General features: G+C 28.5%; 19 protein-coding genes and 1 pseudogene. 17 read left to right on the forward strand and 3 right to left on the reverse strand.

Going from position 1 to position 16,596, the window contains the following annotated elements:
- Positions 1 to 48: 48 nt before the first annotated feature.
- Positions 49 to 1,284: a tyrosine--tRNA ligase gene (gene tyrS, locus ACXYRR_RS00100; RefSeq protein WP_458597209.1), complete on the reverse strand. Its 1,236-nt coding sequence runs from the start codon at positions 1,282 to 1,284 to the stop codon at positions 49 to 51.
- Positions 1,284 to 1,862 (reverse strand): TyrS-associated PheT N-terminal domain-related protein TapR, encoded by a 579-nt coding sequence (gene tapR, locus ACXYRR_RS00105; RefSeq protein ID WP_458597210.1) that lies wholly within the window; start codon positions 1,860 to 1,862, stop codon positions 1,284 to 1,286. The genes tyrS and tapR overlap by 1 nt, the downstream gene beginning before the upstream one ends.
- 38 nt (positions 1,863 to 1,900) lie before the next feature.
- Here tapR and ACXYRR_RS00110 point away from each other — a divergent pair, with 38 nt between their 5' ends.
- The 9 genes from ACXYRR_RS00110 (at position 1,901) to ACXYRR_RS00150 (ending at position 9,476) form a co-directional block, all read left to right on the forward strand.
- Positions 1,901 to 2,758 carry a DegV family protein gene (locus ACXYRR_RS00110; RefSeq protein WP_458597211.1) on the forward strand — a complete coding sequence of 286 codons (858 nt, stop codon included), beginning with the start codon at positions 1,901 to 1,903 and terminating at the stop codon, positions 2,756 to 2,758.
- Entirely contained in the window at positions 2,745 to 3,134 is a 390-nt protein-coding gene (gene tsaE / locus ACXYRR_RS00115; RefSeq protein WP_458597212.1) for a tRNA (adenosine(37)-N6)-threonylcarbamoyltransferase complex ATPase subunit type 1 TsaE, read from the forward strand. Before ACXYRR_RS00110 ends, tsaE begins: the two co-directional genes overlap by 14 nt.
- 7 nt (positions 3,135 to 3,141) lie before the next feature.
- On the forward strand, positions 3,142 to 3,678 hold the full coding sequence (locus ACXYRR_RS00120; RefSeq protein ID WP_458597213.1) for a tRNA (adenosine(37)-N6)-threonylcarbamoyltransferase complex dimerization subunit type 1 TsaB: 537 nt from the start codon (positions 3,142 to 3,144) through the stop codon (positions 3,676 to 3,678).
- Positions 3,678 to 4,613 carry a tRNA (adenosine(37)-N6)-threonylcarbamoyltransferase complex transferase subunit TsaD gene (tsaD, locus tag ACXYRR_RS00125; RefSeq protein WP_435130082.1) on the forward strand — a complete coding sequence of 312 codons (936 nt, stop codon included), beginning with the start codon at positions 3,678 to 3,680 and terminating at the stop codon, positions 4,611 to 4,613. Before ACXYRR_RS00120 ends, tsaD begins: the two co-directional genes overlap by 1 nt.
- A gap of 30 nt (positions 4,614 to 4,643) precedes the next feature.
- Complete coding sequence (gene secA / locus ACXYRR_RS00130; RefSeq protein WP_458597214.1) at positions 4,644 to 7,190, forward strand: preprotein translocase subunit SecA; 2,547 nt, start codon at positions 4,644 to 4,646, stop codon at positions 7,188 to 7,190.
- A gap of 137 nt (positions 7,191 to 7,327) precedes the next feature.
- A complete protein-coding gene (locus ACXYRR_RS00135; protein WP_458597215.1) occupies positions 7,328 to 7,831 on the forward strand; it encodes a hypothetical protein in 504 nt (167 codons plus the stop codon).
- A gap of 38 nt (positions 7,832 to 7,869) precedes the next feature.
- Positions 7,870 to 8,457, forward strand: a complete 588-nt coding sequence (locus ACXYRR_RS00140; protein ID WP_458597216.1) for a chromate transporter — start codon at positions 7,870 to 7,872, stop codon at positions 8,455 to 8,457.
- Complete coding sequence (locus ACXYRR_RS00145) at positions 8,457 to 9,113, forward strand: chromate transporter (protein ID WP_458597217.1); 657 nt, start codon at positions 8,457 to 8,459, stop codon at positions 9,111 to 9,113. The genes ACXYRR_RS00140 and ACXYRR_RS00145 overlap by 1 nt, the downstream gene beginning before the upstream one ends.
- An 81-nt stretch (positions 9,114 to 9,194) precedes the next feature.
- Positions 9,195 to 9,476, forward strand: a complete 282-nt coding sequence (locus tag ACXYRR_RS00150) for an HU family DNA-binding protein (protein WP_435130097.1) — start codon at positions 9,195 to 9,197, stop codon at positions 9,474 to 9,476.
- Here the strand turns inward: ACXYRR_RS00150 and recU are convergent.
- Positions 9,473 to 9,961: a Holliday junction resolvase RecU gene (gene recU / locus ACXYRR_RS00155; RefSeq protein ID WP_458597218.1), complete on the reverse strand. Its 489-nt coding sequence runs from the start codon at positions 9,959 to 9,961 to the stop codon at positions 9,473 to 9,475. The two genes, ACXYRR_RS00150 and recU, sit on opposite strands and share 4 nt — an antisense overlap.
- Before the next feature lie 105 nt (positions 9,962 to 10,066).
- Here recU and tpiA point away from each other — a divergent pair, with 105 nt between their 5' ends.
- The 8 genes and pseudogenes from tpiA to rplW all read left to right on the forward strand — a co-directional run bounded on the left by tpiA (position 10,067) and on the right by rplW (position 16,533).
- Positions 10,067 to 10,801, forward strand: a complete 735-nt coding sequence (gene tpiA, locus ACXYRR_RS00160; protein WP_458597219.1) for a triose-phosphate isomerase — start codon at positions 10,067 to 10,069, stop codon at positions 10,799 to 10,801.
- 128 nt (positions 10,802 to 10,929) lie between these two features.
- Positions 10,930 to 12,594, forward strand: coding sequence for a ribonuclease J (locus ACXYRR_RS00165; RefSeq protein ID WP_458597220.1), 1,665 nt, complete (start codon positions 10,930 to 10,932; stop codon positions 12,592 to 12,594).
- A 1-nt stretch (position 12,595) separates the two neighbouring features.
- On the forward strand, positions 12,596 to 13,567 hold the full coding sequence (locus tag ACXYRR_RS00170) for a hypothetical protein (RefSeq protein WP_458597221.1): 972 nt from the start codon (positions 12,596 to 12,598) through the stop codon (positions 13,565 to 13,567).
- A 10-nt stretch (positions 13,568 to 13,577) separates the two neighbouring features.
- Positions 13,578 to 13,916: a thioredoxin family protein gene (locus tag ACXYRR_RS00175; protein ID WP_435130113.1), complete on the forward strand. Its 339-nt coding sequence runs from the start codon at positions 13,578 to 13,580 to the stop codon at positions 13,914 to 13,916.
- Between the two features lie 189 nt (positions 13,917 to 14,105).
- Positions 14,106 to 14,414: a 30S ribosomal protein S10 gene (gene rpsJ / locus ACXYRR_RS00180; RefSeq protein WP_458597222.1), complete on the forward strand. Its 309-nt coding sequence runs from the start codon at positions 14,106 to 14,108 to the stop codon at positions 14,412 to 14,414.
- An 18-nt stretch (positions 14,415 to 14,432) separates the two neighbouring features.
- Positions 14,433 to 15,092 (forward strand): annotated as a pseudogene (gene rplC, locus ACXYRR_RS00185) (50S ribosomal protein L3); the annotation flags it as partial.
- A gap of 137 nt (positions 15,093 to 15,229) precedes the next feature.
- Entirely contained in the window at positions 15,230 to 16,066 is an 837-nt protein-coding gene (gene rplD / locus ACXYRR_RS00190; protein WP_458597223.1) for a 50S ribosomal protein L4, read from the forward strand.
- Positions 16,066 to 16,533, forward strand: a complete 468-nt coding sequence (gene rplW, locus ACXYRR_RS00195) for a 50S ribosomal protein L23 (RefSeq protein ID WP_435130122.1) — start codon at positions 16,066 to 16,068, stop codon at positions 16,531 to 16,533. The genes rplD and rplW overlap by 1 nt, the downstream gene beginning before the upstream one ends.
- Positions 16,534 to 16,596: the final 63 nt, after the last annotated feature.

Genomic DNA, 16,596 nt, shown 5'->3' on the forward strand with positions numbered 1-16,596 from the left:
CTTTTGTAAGGCAATTCTCTTTTACTAGAAGAAAAAAATGTGTAAATTCTAATGAATTTCTATCAAAAATACCTTTTTCTTACCGATATGTAATAAAGCAAACTTCCCATCAAAAAGCTTGGATTGAAAAGTTGTTTGTAAATTCACTTCAACATTATTTAATTTAATTGCTTTTTTTTCAATAAATTCACGAGCTTCACGTTTTGAGTGAACTAATTTTTTTTCAATCAACGATTCTATGATATTGTTATTTTTTTTAACAGTTATAGTAGGAATTTGATTTTTAAAAGAAGTGATTATATCTATTGATAAAGTTGTGATATCAAAGTTTTTATTAAATAAAATTTCACTTGTTGCTTGCGATATTTTAGCATCATTTTCACTGTGGATGTCTTTTATAACTTCGTATGCTAAAACCTTTTGAGCATATTGATTTGCTGGATCTTTAATATGTTTTTGCATAACATTCTCGATTTCATCAAGTGATAAAAATGTTAGTCATTTTAAAAGTTTTTCAATTTGGCTATCTGGTTGCTTATATAAAAATTGATACATATCATAAGGTTTAGTCATATTTTTATCAAGCCATAAACTTCCACCACCAGTTGATTTACCAAATTTATTTCCATTTTCATCTGTTAATAAGTTAGTTGTAAAAATAAATGCTTGATGATCATTTCCAATTTTTTTTGAAATCATTTCTAATCCAGTCGAAAGATTCCCTCATTGGTCAGAACCTCCTACTTGAATTTTTACATTATAATCTTGATATAAACGAATAAAGTCTCATCCTTGAATTAATTGATAAGAAAATTCAGTAAAACTTAATCCGTTTTCAATTCTATTAGCAACTGAATCCTTTGATAACATATATGCAACATTAACTAATTTTCCTACATCCCTTAAGAAAGTAATTAAATTCATATCTTTGTAAAATTCATAATTATCTACTACACATAATCCAAAATGTTCAAGCTGCATTTTGATTTTATTTTTATTTTCTATTAATTCTTTTTCATTAAGCAGTTTTCTTTCATTGATTTTAAACGAAGGATCACCAATCATCCCGGTAGCCCCACCTAGGATTGCAACGGTCTTTCATCCTGCTTTTTGCATACGAAGTAAGGTTAAAATTTGCAGATAATTACCTAAATGCAAACTAGTTGCAGTAGGGTCAAATCCAGCATATACAGCATCATTTGTAGTTAAATTATTAAATTTATCAATATTACTATGTTGTTTTAAGATACCACGATTATTTAATTCTTTTAATATATTTTTCATTAAAATCCAAAGTCCTTTCCGATATCGTTTTTAGTTCCAAAAATTAAACCATCACCATTTAATCCTAGGCTTTTATAACCCGATAACATCCCAAAACTTTCAACATCTAAAAGTTTGCTTAATAAAACAGCGCTACCATCATTAATAACTGTTCCAGGAAGTGCTAAAACTACTATTTTACCAACCTGTGAATCAGCTGTATTTGTTACAATTTGAATTAATTTATCTTTATTTATATTTATTTTAAGAATGTATAATTTATCACTATTAGGATGATTATTTCTTTCTATAATTTCTCCATAAATAAATTTTTGTTCATCTTTTATAACAAGACCTTCTGTTTTAGCAATTTGCATTAATATACTTTTTTGCTCTGTGTTTAAAGTAAAATAACTTTGATTTTCCTTAATATCAAGCAACTTATTATCAAGCAGATTAATTGAATTTACATTGTTTTGCAAATCTATGAAAAATATTGCATTCTGTGTTCTAATTTGTTTATTTATAACTACTTTTGCATCCACGAATATAATAGATGTATTAGAAAAAAACTTATTTAAATTATTACATATAATCATATTTAACATTATAACATTTTTTATTATAATAGATAAGTATGAAAAAACTAGCAATTATTATTGATTCCTCTAGTGGGCTGACAAAAGAACAAGCACAAAGACTAGGATTTTATTATTTACCACTTATTATCCAAATAGATGGAAAATCATATCAAGATGGTATTGAAATAACTAAAGACAATTTGTTTACAGTATTTAATAAGAATATTAAAAATGTTTTAACATCTGCAACACCAATTGGTTATGCAAGTGATTTATTTGCCCAATTATCTAATGAATATGAAAATTTAGTTGTATTCCCTATTTCAATGCATTTATCGGGCCAATATCAGATTTTAAAAAATCTTGAGCTGGAATTTCCTAAACTTAAGGTGGTTGCTTCTTTAAATCTTTCTTTTACAGTCTTAGATCAAGTTTCAAGATTTAAAAAAGAGTTTGCTCTGAGCAACGATGTAGACTTATCGATTAAAAATGTATCCGACTGAAATAAAAGTTTAGATATTACATTGATACCTAAATATAATGATTATTTAGTTCGTGGAGGTCGTTTAACACCAGCATTAGCAACCTTAGCAAAACTTTTAAAAATAGTTCCATTAATTCGTTTTCGTGAGGGTAAATTAGTTAAACAAGGAAAAGGGAGAATCTTTTTAAAAAGTGTTTTTGATGAAATTAACCGCAAATTAGAGTTAAAAGAAAACCGAGATTTAGTTCTTTTAACAGCAAATGGTGATTTTGATCGAGAAATTATTGATTATTATAAAAATTCTTATGATGGTAACATTCTAGTTTTTCCAATCCCTACTGTTGTTGCTATTCATACTGGGCCAGAAGCGATAGTAATTGGGACAGGTGAAAATATTGTTGATTCGTTGAAAGAATATGAAAGAATATAGTTTTTTTGCTAACGATTTAGAACAACTAAAAGAGAATATTCAAACTTTTTTACCTATAATAAAGCTAAAAAAGTATCTTTTGTTATCTGGTGAATTAGGTGCAGGAAAAACAACTTTTGTACAAGTTTTAGGTAAGTTATTAGGAATAAAAGAAAATATTACATCACCTAGTTTTAATTATATGAAAGTTTATAACGGATTAGTTCATATTGATTTATATACATATAAAGGTGATATTGATGAATTTGAAGATTACTTTGATGACAATATTGTAGCTATTGAATGACCGGAAAAAAAGAATTTACTTTTTGATGCATATGTAAAAGTTGACATAAGTTTTGATAATACAAGAAAGTATAAAATTGAAATTGTATAATTTATTTTTGGATACCACTGGAAAAGATTTTTGTATCGCATTATTTGACCTTAATTTTAATTTAATAAAATCAGTGATTTTAGAGAATTATAAAAAAAAGATAGATTTAATAGTTAAATATTTCAATGATTTTAATATAAAAATTAATGAAATTAATGGTTTATATATAAATTTAGGTCCTGGTTTTTTTACAGGAGTTCGAGTTGGTTTTGTTTTCTTTAGAACACTAGCATTGGCTAATAATATTGATTTTTATACAACTACGACATTTGAACTTTTGATGATGCAGAATGATAAAGATACTTTTTACACCGATGCACAAGGAAAAAAAGTTTATTTTTTTGATAAACAGATGTTCTTAAAAACAGAAGATATCTTTGAAAGCACTAAAGTTATTGATGCAACAGATAATATAACCCTTGATAACATTAATTACCAGAAAGTTATTTCCAAATTCCTTGCTTATCAACACATTTTTACAAAAAAACATCCATTAGAAGTTGAACCTACATATATTAAAAAACCACAAATAGGAAGTAAATAATGCGTATTTTAGGTATCGAAACATCACATGACGATACATCATTAGCAATATTAGAAGATGGTAAAATTTTACAGTTATCCACAATTTCACAAATTGATATTTTCAAAGAATATGGTGGAACAATCCCAGAGTTAGCTTCCAGAGAACATGTTAAGAACATTGCTGTTTTACAAAAAATAATTTTTAATAAATATCCTATTGAGACAATAGATTACGTTGCCTATACAAAGGAACCCGGATTAATAGGAACCTTACAAATTGGTTTTTTATTCGCCTATGCCATAGCACTTTCTATTAATAAATTGCCTATACCAATTAATCATTTGCACGGACATTTGTTTTCAGCAACAATTGATCAAGATGTTGAATTCCCTGCTTTATGTTTACTTGTTTCGGGAGGTCACACACAACTTATTCTTGCTCATGATGTTTTTGATTTTGATATTATTGGAGAAACATTGGATGATGCAGTTGGAGAATGTTTTGATAAAGTTGCCGTTAAATCTGGGTTAGGTTTTCCTGGTGGTGTTTTAATTGATAAGATTTCACAAACTTATCAAGGTGAATATATAAAATTTAGCAAACCACATACTAAAAATCCATATGACTTTTCCTTCAGTGGTTTAAAAACACAGGTTTTGAATTATATAAATAATCAAAAAATGAAAAATATTGATATTGATATAAACCAAGTTGTTGCAAGTTTTCAAAAAACAGCCATAGAATATTTGTGTGAAAAAACAACTGCTGTATTGAACCAATATAAAGTTAAAACATTAATTTTAGGTGGTGGAGTTTCAGCAAATTCAGAACTGCGTAAAGAATTTGTTAAATTACACCCAAATACCATCATACCAAAATTAAAATATGCAACTGATAATGCAGCTATGATAGCACAAGCAGCATATATAAGACTTACAAATAAAATATATTAAAAAATAACAAATTAAGTATAATTAAATAATATGAATTTATCAAAGATGTTAGATTTTAAAACAACTGAAATGCGAATTGCAGAAAGTGCTTTAAAACAGATAAATAAACTTGAAAAATATGTTTCACAACTTAGTGATGAAGAACTAAAAAAACAAACAGAAATTTTCAAGAAATTTCTTGCAGAAGGACATACATTAGAAGAAATTCGTAATGATGTTTTTGCGGTTTCGCGGGAGGCTACCAAAAGGGTTTTAGGTAAGCGTCCTTTTGATGTTCAGATTTTAGGTGGACTTTTATTAGATTTAGGTTCTGTTGCTGAGATGAAAACAGGTGAAGGAAAAACGATAACTTCAATTGCACCTGTATATTTAAATGCCTTATTGGGTAAAGGCGCTATTGTTTCAACAGTTAATGAATATTTAACAGTGCGTGATGCTGAAGAAATGGGACAAGTTTTTAACTTTTTAGGTTTAACCGTAGGAATAAATAAAGCACAATTAGATCCCGATCACAAACGAGCCGCTTATGCGTGCGATATAACTTATTCAGTGCATTCAGAATTAGGTTTTGATTATTTACGTGATAATATGGTGCAAAATGTTGCTGAAAAAGTTCAGCGAGGGCTTCAGTTTTGCTTAATTGATGAGGTTGATTCAATTTTAATCGATGAGGCAAAAACACCTTTAATTATTTCAGGGGGTGAACAAGAAGATGTAGCAACTTATTTTTCTGCAGACCAATTTGTTCGTACCCTAGGCCCTGATGATTATATCATAGACGACGAATCAAAGGCTGTTGCTTTAACTCACCAAGGAATTGCTAAAGCAAATCGTTTTTATAAAACTAAAAATATTTATAACATCGAAAATTCTGAACATATACATTTGATTCAGAATGCTTTGCGTGCCCATAAAATTATGCGTGTTGATGTTGAATATATAGTACGTGAAGGGAAAATCGAACTAGTTGATAGTTTTACTGGCCGGATAATGGATGGTCGTAGTTATTCCGAAGGATTGCAACAGGCAATACAGGCAAAAGAAATGGTTGAAATTGAAGCGGAAACCAAGACTCTAGCGACAATAACATACCAAAACTTCTTTAGAATGTTTAAAAAACTATGTGGAATGACAGGAACAGGAAAAACTGAAGAACAAGAATTTATTGATATTTATAATATGCGAGTGAATGTAGTTCCCACAAATAAACCTATCGCCAGAATTGATGAACCTGATTCAATTTATGGAAGTTATGAAGATAAATGAAATGCAGTTGTTGAAAAAATAGCAGAACTTTATCATAAAGGACAACCAGTATTGGTAGGAACTGCACAGATTGAAGAATCTGAATTATTGCACCGAATGCTACTTCATAAAGGGATTCCACATACAGTTTTGAATGCAAAACAAAATGCTCAAGAAGCTGAAATTATTTCAAAGGCAGGTAGTGTTAAATCAGTTACAATTGCTACTAATATGGCTGGTCGTGGAACCGATATCAAACCATCACCTGAGGCATTAAAATTAGGTGGATTGTATGTTTTAGGAACCGAAAAAGCTGAATCGCGAAGAATTGATAATCAGTTGCGTGGTCGTTCCGGTAGACAAGGTGATATCGGAACAAGTAAATTCTTTATTTCTATGCATGATCAACTAATGCGTCGTTTTTCAACCTTTGATGTTTTTAAAGATGCTTTCAAAAGCGAAGATGGAAGCGAAATAACTGATAAAAATACTAAATACGCATTTAATCATGCCCAAAAGAAAATCGAAGGATTAAATTATGATTCGCGTAAATCAGTGTTGCATTATGATGATGTTATTCGTCAGCAAAGAGATTTGATTTACTCACAGCGTGATTTAATTTTGGGTTCACCTAATATTGATTTTATTGTTCGTAGAATGATTGCTTCATCAGCTCGTGCAATAGTGAAAAGTGGTGAATATCAACTTCATAATAAAATTTATAATTATGAAGGTTTAGTAAGTTTTTTAAATGCTAATATCGGTCAGTTAGTTAAGTTTGAATTTAATTTACAAGAAATTAGTGCGATTCATGAAAGCGATTTACCAGATTATGTTTCTAATATTGTTTTAAGTGTATATCAAGAATGACTTAAGAATGCAGCCGAAAAAACATCACACGAAGAATTAGTTGATTTAAAACGTGCTACAATCCTAAGGGTTTTAGATAATAAATGACAAACTCATATCAACCGTATGGATAAATTGCGTTCAAATGTGCATTTGGTTCAATACTCGCAAAAAAATCCTTATCAAATTTACACCGATGAAGGAACTAAACTTTTTGAAGCATTACTAGATGATATAGCATACAATGTTATGTTAAGTATTTTCTCAAATCATGTTGGCAAAAAATCCCTTATTACCAAAGAAATGCTTTCAAACCCAGTATTTTTACAAGTTAAAAATAATTTTAGTTTAGATCCTTATAAAACATTGGAAGAACAAGAACAAGAGTTAGTTGATTTATATTATTCTGTTGTCAGAAGAATTGAAGAAATAAAACAGCAGGAAATGCTTGAAAATCAAAATTCGGATTTATCAAAAAACTAAAAAGCTGTTTTATTAATAAAATAACGGCATTTTTTCGCTTTTTAATTATTTTATTATCTAAATATAGTAAAATTATAGAGCATTAAATATTGCAAATTAAATCTCAATATAACGAACTTTAATAAAGGAGAATAATTATGGAAAAGTGTTCATGTGGAAGAATAGGATGTAAAGGAGAATGTAAGGTAAATAAAACACATTCTCATAATGCTGTTACTTGCAAGGATGTCAAATGTCATTTAAACAAACAAACTACTGAAAAATCTATTGCTTGTCCAAATTGTGGTAAGGTAGGTTGCAAAGGTGAATGCGAACTTCAAAAAGCACATGTTTGTCCATTATGTGGTAAATTAGGTTGTCGTGGTGAATGTAAAATGAAAAAAGAAGAAGTTTGCAAACACTGTGAAAAAAAAGAGTGTAAGGGAGAATGTAAATTACAAAAATCACAAACCTGTCCACATTGTGGTAAAACAGATTGCAAAGGATTATGCAAACTTAAAAGACCTGAATCAACATGTCCAAAATGTAAAAAACCAGAATGTAAAGGAAATTGCTCAACATTAAAACCAGGTGAAACTGCAACTTTTAAAGATTTAGCTTCTGAATTTGAAAAATTCTCAGATAATTTAAAGAAAAAGTAAATTGCATACACATAGTATGCTTTTTTACTTAAATAATTATGAGAAAAGTTAATATTACACAATTAATTTTATTTATTTTGAAAGTTACTTTTGTAGGTTTTGGTGGAGGCAATGCCTTAATGCCTATTATTAAAAGAGAGGCAGTTGAAAAAAGAAACTGAATTACACTTGAAGAGTTTGAAAACATTGTCATTGTTACCAATTTATTGCCAGGCGCTTCTGTTATTCAAACACTTTCATATATATCAATTCATTTATTAGGTAAATGAAAAGGAACATTAATTACACTTATAGCAATTTTACCCCATGTTTTACTTGCTTTTGGTTTTTTAATTTTAGTTAATAAAATCCCGATTCAGTATGTAAGAATCCTATCAGTAGGTGTTTTAGTAGCAATTATTGCATTTTTGTTGGAATTTGCAATTAGATTTATTAAACAAGCAAATAAAGCAATTTTTATGCCTTTATGACTTACTATTTTTATCTTTGCATTTTCATATAGTTTTTTTGTTCCGGCACCATATAACATTCCGGTAGTAGCAATTTTTTTAGTTTTATTAATATATTCAATAATTTTTTTGATTTTATGAAAAAAGAAAAAACAAATTAAATTAGGAAGAAAATAATGATTTTGGCTTTTTTAGTTGCTCTACCTTTTTTGATTTTAATTTCCTTATCAGTATTTGGTGGAGGACAAGTTTTTATGCCAATCTTTCGTTGATTATGAATGTTTTTGGCACAAAACTTTGGTGCAAATATTAATGATGACCATATTAATACAATATTCACTGTTGCAAATTCTACCCCTGGCGTAGTTTCAACAAAATTCGCTTTTTTTACAGGTTATATAATAGCAAACGGACAATGATGGGGTTATTTAGCAATGTTTTTAACATACCTTATTTTTTGCTTACCTGCAATTATTATTATGGTGTTAGCAATGAAATATATTAATAAGTTCAAAACTAATACATTTGTAAAAAATATGTTAATTATTTTGCGTCCAATTGTTGCTGGAATTATTTTATCTCTCGCATTACAGTTATTTTTAGCTATCTTTGTCCCTGAAGTGTCATTTAATAAATCGCCGGCTAAATATGCGATAGAAAAAAAAGAAGTGTTTTTTGTTGGATATCGAAATATATTATTAAAAATATATGTCCCGATAGGAATTTTGTTTTCATATTATCTTGCTAGGAAAAAGTTTTCATTATTTTTAATTATTGTTATAAATATAGCTATTTCATTTTTTTTGTTTGCAATTCCTTTTTCAGGCAGTTAAAAAACTTTTATCCCTAAAATATAGGCATTTTTTTGAAAAAGTATTATAATATACCTATATTTTATTTAACAAGGAGAATAAATGACAAAAAAAGATTTCTTATTGGAAGTTGCTGATAGATTAGAGACATCACCAAAAGATGTTGAAAAAGTACTTGATGCAATGGTTTTTGTTCTTAAAGAACAATTAATTGCAGAAGACACAGTTAGATTATCACACTTAGGTATTTTCTCTACAGTGGTTAAAAAACAACGTACAATAGTAAACAGATTTACAAAAGAAGAGCAAGTTGTTCCACAAAAACGTGTGATTAAATATAAACCTTCTAAATATTTAAGAGATTTAGTCGATTTAAAAGCTTAGTCATCCAGTATATTTAAAATACATGGAAATTCTAAAGAAAGTTCTTTGGAATTTTTTATTACATCATCTAATTTAATTGAATGTATACCATCTTTAAATAATTTACATAAATACCTTGTATAAATTTTAAAAAAACGATTTACATGTGAAAAAAATATAACAACAAAAGCTATCCCTCCATTTGAATTGATATTATTTAAATAATCTATTTGATGTTCTTTAAGGTTTGCTAAATCAAAGCGATCTTCGTTACAACTTTTTGCTTCAAAACACACAAAAATACCTTTATAGCAGCCGATGTAATCAACAGTACTTTTTTTGTAAATATTTGAATCTCTTACTACTAATTTCTTACCTTCCTTAGTTATTGTTTTTAATGTAACATCCAATCCTTTCTTTTCAATATAAGCAATTTTATGTCTTCAATAATAATCTATCGTTTTATTCAAAACTGATTCTAAAAACATTCCACGATTTTTATTCATATTTTATTTATAATTAAAATACATTAATGAACTAGAACAGAACATAAAATAAACTTATTTATAAAAATAATTTAAAAATACTGTAAAATACTTTAAAGGAGTTAAATGAAGAGAAAACTTATTATTGGTAATTGAAAAATGAATAAAACTTATTCAGAATCCAAGGAATTTTTTGAGAAATTTGGTGATTGATATTTTTCTAACAATGAATTATTACCAAAAAACATTGAATTTGGTATCGCTGTACCTGCTGCTAATTTATGTTCATTTGTTGTTAATACAGTTGAAAAATTTCGCTTAGCAGCACAGGATTGTTCACCATATGAATCAGGTGCTTATACAGGTGATACATCTGCGAGTATGCTTATTGATTTAGATGTATCGTATGTTATTTTAGGACATTCAGAAAGACGTAAATATCATTTTGAAACAGACGAGTTAGTAAATGTAAAAGCAAAACAAGTTATTTCATACCATTTAAAACCAATTATATGTGTTGGTGAAACATTTGAGCAATATCAGGCAGGACAAACCAAAGAAGTTATTAAAAAGCAACTTGAAGTTTCTTTAAAAGATTTAGATTTGAAAAAAGTAGTTATCGCATATGAACCAATTTGAGCTATCGGTACCGGAAAGGTTGCAACACCTGAAATAGCACAAGATATTTGTAAATATATCCACGAAATCACATCAAAAGATGTGGTAGTGCAATATGGTGGAAGTGTTACACCAAGTAATATAGCAGAATTATCTAAACAACCTGATATCAATGGATTTTTAGTTGGTGGTGCTTCATTAGAACATAAAAGTTTTATTGATTTATTGAAAAATACTAAATAAGATTGGCATAATAAGTTATGCCTTTTTTATTATAATATCATTAAAAAAATAAAAATTAACTTTGTTTTGTTATAATAGATATACTATTTTAAAATTAAGAATTTATATTGAATAAGCATAGGAGACAAATGGAAAAAGTAAATATTTTTGCTTTAGGTGGGCAAGATGAAAATGGTAAAAATTGTTATGTTTTAGACTACAACGATGATTTATATGTTGTAAATGCAGGTGTAAAAATACCAATTAACTCTAATAATGGTGTTGATACACTAATTCCTGATTTTACTTTTTTAGAAAAACATCGCAAAAAAATTCAAGGTATTTTTATTACAGATATTCGTAATGAAAGTTTTTCTGCACTTCCGTGACTTTTAATGAAAATACCAGGATTAAAAATTTATACATCTTTTATAAATAAACAAATCATCCAAGAACGCCTTAATAAATACAATATTAAAAATGATTCGTATAAATTAATTGCTCTATCAGACCGTAAGAAAATTGGAAACATACTTGTGCAACCTATCGGACTACCAGGAAGCGCTCCAGGTAACTTAGGTTTTGATTTTATTACACCAAATGGTGATTATGTGTTTATGTTTAATTATATTGAAGGTGATTTAGGAATTTTTGGTAGAACTTGATTTTTACATTTACCAAAACTTTTTAATAAACGTAAAATTAATGCATTGGTTACTGATGCAGGTAAAGATAAGGGTGGTGGTAGAGCAATTGAAAAATTATATCTACCTGATAGTGTAGAAAAAACATTTAGATTTGCAAAACCAAATACTAAAATAATAGTAGGTGGTTATAGTGAAGATATGGTATCGATGCAGCAGATTATAGAACTTGCTAATAAATATAATCGTCCAGTAATACCTTATGGAAAAGCATACGCAGATTTGTTATTTTTAATGAAGCAAATTCAAGCAAAAATAAGTCCAGATTTTAAGTTCCCCGAAATAATTGATTACAAACAAATTAGTAAGCATCCAAATGCTGTTGTGCTTGTAACTGGTGCTATTGAACGTTTATATACCCGTTTTATAAGAATTCTTAATAACGAAGATGTATATTTAAAAATAGATTCAAATGATAGTGTAATTATGATTGCTCCTCCAGTTAACGGTCTTGAATCGCTTGCAGCTGTAACATTAGATGAAATTGCAAAAAGGACATCAAATTTAGTTAATATTTCTGAAAAAGAATATTTTTATTGTCGTCCGAGTAAAGAAGATGTATTTAATTTGGTTAAGAATCTTAAACCCACTGTTTTACTACCTGCTCAAGGGTTGTATCGTTATTTAGTAGATTTAGTTACATACATAAAAGAAGATAAAAATTTAGCAAAAGAAGTTAATCCGATTGTTTTATTAAACGGAAAAGTTGCACATTTTGCATATGGAAAATTAATTTCACATAATGGTAAAATTAAAGATGTTGGAGATACCATTATAGATGGTTTTGGTGTCGGGGATATTTCATCAGAAGTTTTAGCAGAACGTGAAGTTTTAGGTCGCGAAGGTGTAATTATTATTAATTCGCTTTATTCAGCAAAAACCAAGAAAATTATTGGACAATTACATATCAATTATGTAGGTGTTATCGATGTGCAAGAGCAACCAAGAATAAATGATTTGATTAAAGATACAATTATTGAAATTATTAATACCAAAACTTTTACTACAATGCGTGAATTCAATGAAAAAGTCAGAAAAACAGTAAGAAAAAGAATCTTTAAAATAACCGATAAAGATCCAATGATCGCTTTTTCACTAACAACTATATAATATGAAAAAAAGTAAATTATTTAATTCGCTAGGTTTAAAATTCATTGAATTTTTACCTAGCAACCATATTACTTTAGAAAAAAAACTCAAAATTTGAAAGTTAATTTTAATTTTGAGTTTTTACCTTATAAGTCTGCTTTTTTGTGCTTTATATGTATCAAAAATTTTACCTAATTGACTGCAATGAACATATTTATATACATATGGGCTTTTATTTGGAAATAGCATCTTTTTTGCATTATTGTTTGGATTTTTAGCGATATTAGTATGAATTTTTACTTTATTTACTAAAAAGAAAGCTATCAGTTGAACATCTCGTGTGAATAAAATAGATTTTGTTGCATTTAAAAATTGAATGTTGAAAATTTTACTATTTCTCTTTTTGTTTTTTGTTATCTTAACTCATTTAATCCTGCATTATATATACAATCATGATGTAGAATTTAACACAAAGCTTCCTGCACATATTTTTAAAAACGGTTGATATGCAAAATTTATGACATCGAAACAAAAAGTAACTATTGAGGATATTTCAATTTATAATAATGTTGGGGTTGTTTTTGATACACTTATTAATTTGTTTTATTTACCTACATTATCAAGTTTATTAGTAATTTTATTATTAATAGGTATAGTCGTTTTTTTGTGTTTATATATCCTTGATATCAAGTTAATTATCAAGAAAAATAAGTGAAATATTCAGCAATATAAGAAATTTATAAATTCGCATAAAAGTTTTTATTTATCAACTACTCATTTTGAAAAATATCTTGATTTTTTATTTAAAGCAGCAAAATTTTATGATATAGATTACAAAAAAACATCTTTTAAATTACTAGAAAAGAGTATACTATCAAGAGTTGATGAGCAAATAGTGAATCAACTGCTTAAAAATGCTGTTGAAACTTCAATAATTCAACAACAACAAAATGAAGATTTCTTAGATGAACTAGATAAATTAGATTTTAATTAAAGGAGTTATTATGTTTGACAAATTATTATGAGATGATGCTAAAAAACTTATTGAAAGCAAGCAAAAAGATGATTTAACATTCTTGATTTTCACAACAGGTTGATGTGGAGACTGTAAAATGATGAAACCTACCTTGGATCGCATCGCAAAAAAATATGAAAAAACTAAGGTACAATTCATTCATGTGGATGCTGAAGAAGCAAAATTATTTAGAAACCCAGATACAGAATGAAAAGTGCTAAAGGTTCCTACAATGATTTTATTAAACGGTACTGAAATAGTTGAAAAAGCATTTGAATATGTTCCAGAAGAAGTGCTTTCAGAGTGAATAGAAAACAGAATTTCATAGTTGATACACCAACATCCGTTGTTAGAAAAAATACAGGATTTTTGATTTCTGTATTTTTATTTTTGCTTTATAATTGAAAAGCAACTATAACATTGATCTATAAGGTTGCTTAATCGTCATTGTTGTTGAGGACGGTTGAGGTTTTTATAGGGAGTTATGTTCAAAAATCGAACAAGGAGACAACATTTAATGAGTAAATTAAAGATCAAAGTTAAAGGGTTTGACCATGCATTAGTTGATTTAGCAGCAAAGAAATTATTTTTGTTAGCTAAAGAAGAAAAAGCTGATGTTAGTGGTCCAATTCCGCTTCCAACTAAAAGAGATGAAGTTACTATTTTAAGATCTGTTCACATCAACAAAACTAGTCGTGAACAATTTGAAAGTAGAACACACCAAAGATTAGTTGTAATCAAGAACCCTTCAGCACAACTAACCGATAAAATTAATCGTTTAGATTTACCTGCTGGTGTGCTTTTACAAGTAAAAGTTCAAAAATAATTTAATTAAGGAGATCGAATGAAAGGAATCTTAGGACGTAAAGTTGGTATGACTCAAATCTTTACTGAAACAGGTGCTAGTGTACCAGTTACAGTAGTGGAAGTTCAACCAAATGTTGTGTCTAAGGTGCTTACTGTAGAAAAAGACGGTTATGTAGCGACTCAATTAGCAGTTTTTGATAAAAAGTCAAGTCGTAGCAACAAACCACTTACAGGACACTTTAAAAATGCAAACACAACACCTAAGCGCTTCGTAAAAGAAGTTCGTAATATGTCAGGTTATGAACTTGGACAAACAATCACAGTTGACATTTTTAAATCAGGTGAATTAGTAGATGTAACCGGTATCTCAAAAGGTAAAGGTTTTGCAGGAACTATTAAACGTCACAACCAAGCTATTGGGCCTAAATCTCACGGTGGTGGTGGTGGTTCACAACCAGTAAGACAAACAGGTTCACTTGGAGATATTTCAGGTAACAGAGTTTTTAAAGGCATGACAATGCCGGGTCATTTAGGACATGCAAAAACAACAGTGCAAAACTTAGAAGTTATTAAAGTTGATACTGATAATAATATTTTATTAGTAAAAGGTTCAATTCCAGGCCCTAAAAAATCATTTGTTATGATTCGTAAAGCAGTAAAAGGATTACCAGATCATAAAGAAGTTAAATTAGTTAATGTAGCAGAAGTGCAATTAATGAATGAATTAATCGAACATGCTAAAAAATATAATATTGAGGTTTCTGTGGGTATGACATCTGTGCAACTTAAGGCATTGATTGATGAAGCAGAGGCTAAGGAAGGAGAAAAATAGTTATGGCTGAAACTAAAAGCAAAAAAACTGAAAACACAAAACCTGTAACTAAAAAAACTCCAGCTGAAAAAGTAGCAAATAAGCCTGCTTCTAAATCAACTTCAAAGAAAACAAATTCAGATGCTAAAAAAACAAATATAAACAAAGAAGTTAAATCTACCAATGAAACATCAAAGCAAACAAAAACAACTTCCAAATCTGCTCCTAAGTCAGCAAAGATTTCTGTTGTAAAAGAAACTGTTGTTAAAAAAGACTTTTATGCACAATTACCAAAATCACTTTTTGGTTCTGAAAAAATTTACACCCAAGCAGTTTTTGATACCATTTTATCTGAAAGAGCATCAAGAAGACAGGGCACACACCAAGTTAAAAACCGTGCTCAAGTAAGCGGAAGTGGTAAAAAACCATGAAGACAAAAAGGGACAGGAAGAGCTCGTCATAGTTCAACCAGATCACCAATTTGAGTAGGTGGTGGTAGAGCATTTGGACCACAAGCAAACAAAAACTATTCACTTAAAGTTAATAAGAAAGTTAAATTTGCAGCATTTGTTTCTGCACTAACCTTATTAGCAAATGATAAAGCAGTTATTATTAACGATTTATCATTAGATGCAATCAAAACTAAAGCATTAGTTGCAAAATTAAAGGAATTAGAAGTAGATCACTTAAAACGTATATTAATCGTTACTGAAAGTCCTATTGTATATAAATCTGCTGCGAACTTGCAAAATGTTTCAACATCAAAAGCAAACTCTTTATCAGTTGAACAATTAATTGGAGCAGATGTATTAATCGTTTCAAATGAAAGTCTTAAATTGCTAGAAAGTAGAGTTAAATAATGGAATTAACTAAAGTTATTAAAGCACCTATTCTTTCAGAAAAAACAGATATTTTAAGAACAAAAAACAATATATATGTTTTTAAGGTTGATTATGCTGCAAATAAATACCAAATAAAAGAAGCAATTGAAACAATTTTTCAAGTAGAAGTTGAAAGTGTAAATACAATAAAAGTTAATAAAAAAGCAAAGAATGTAGGACGTTATCATGGTTTCACTAATCGTTATAAGAAAGCAATGGTTACCTTAAAAGATGGACAAACCATGAACTACTTGCCTAACGAAAGTGAATTAAAAGCAGATGATAATTCACAACAAAAAGTAGAAGAAAAAGCAGCAAAGGCTAAAAAATCAGCCGATGTTGAAGCAAAAGTAGCACAAAAATTAGCTGCTAAAAAAACAGTAGCAACTAAAACTGCTTCAGTTGCTAAGAAAACTACCACAAAACGTAAAATCGGTGGTGAATAATCTTCTTATAATTAATGAATGGGAATGATATTCATTAATTTATTAAGTTTACAGAGCGGAAAT

The organism is Mycoplasma sp. 246B (assembly GCF_054353935.1).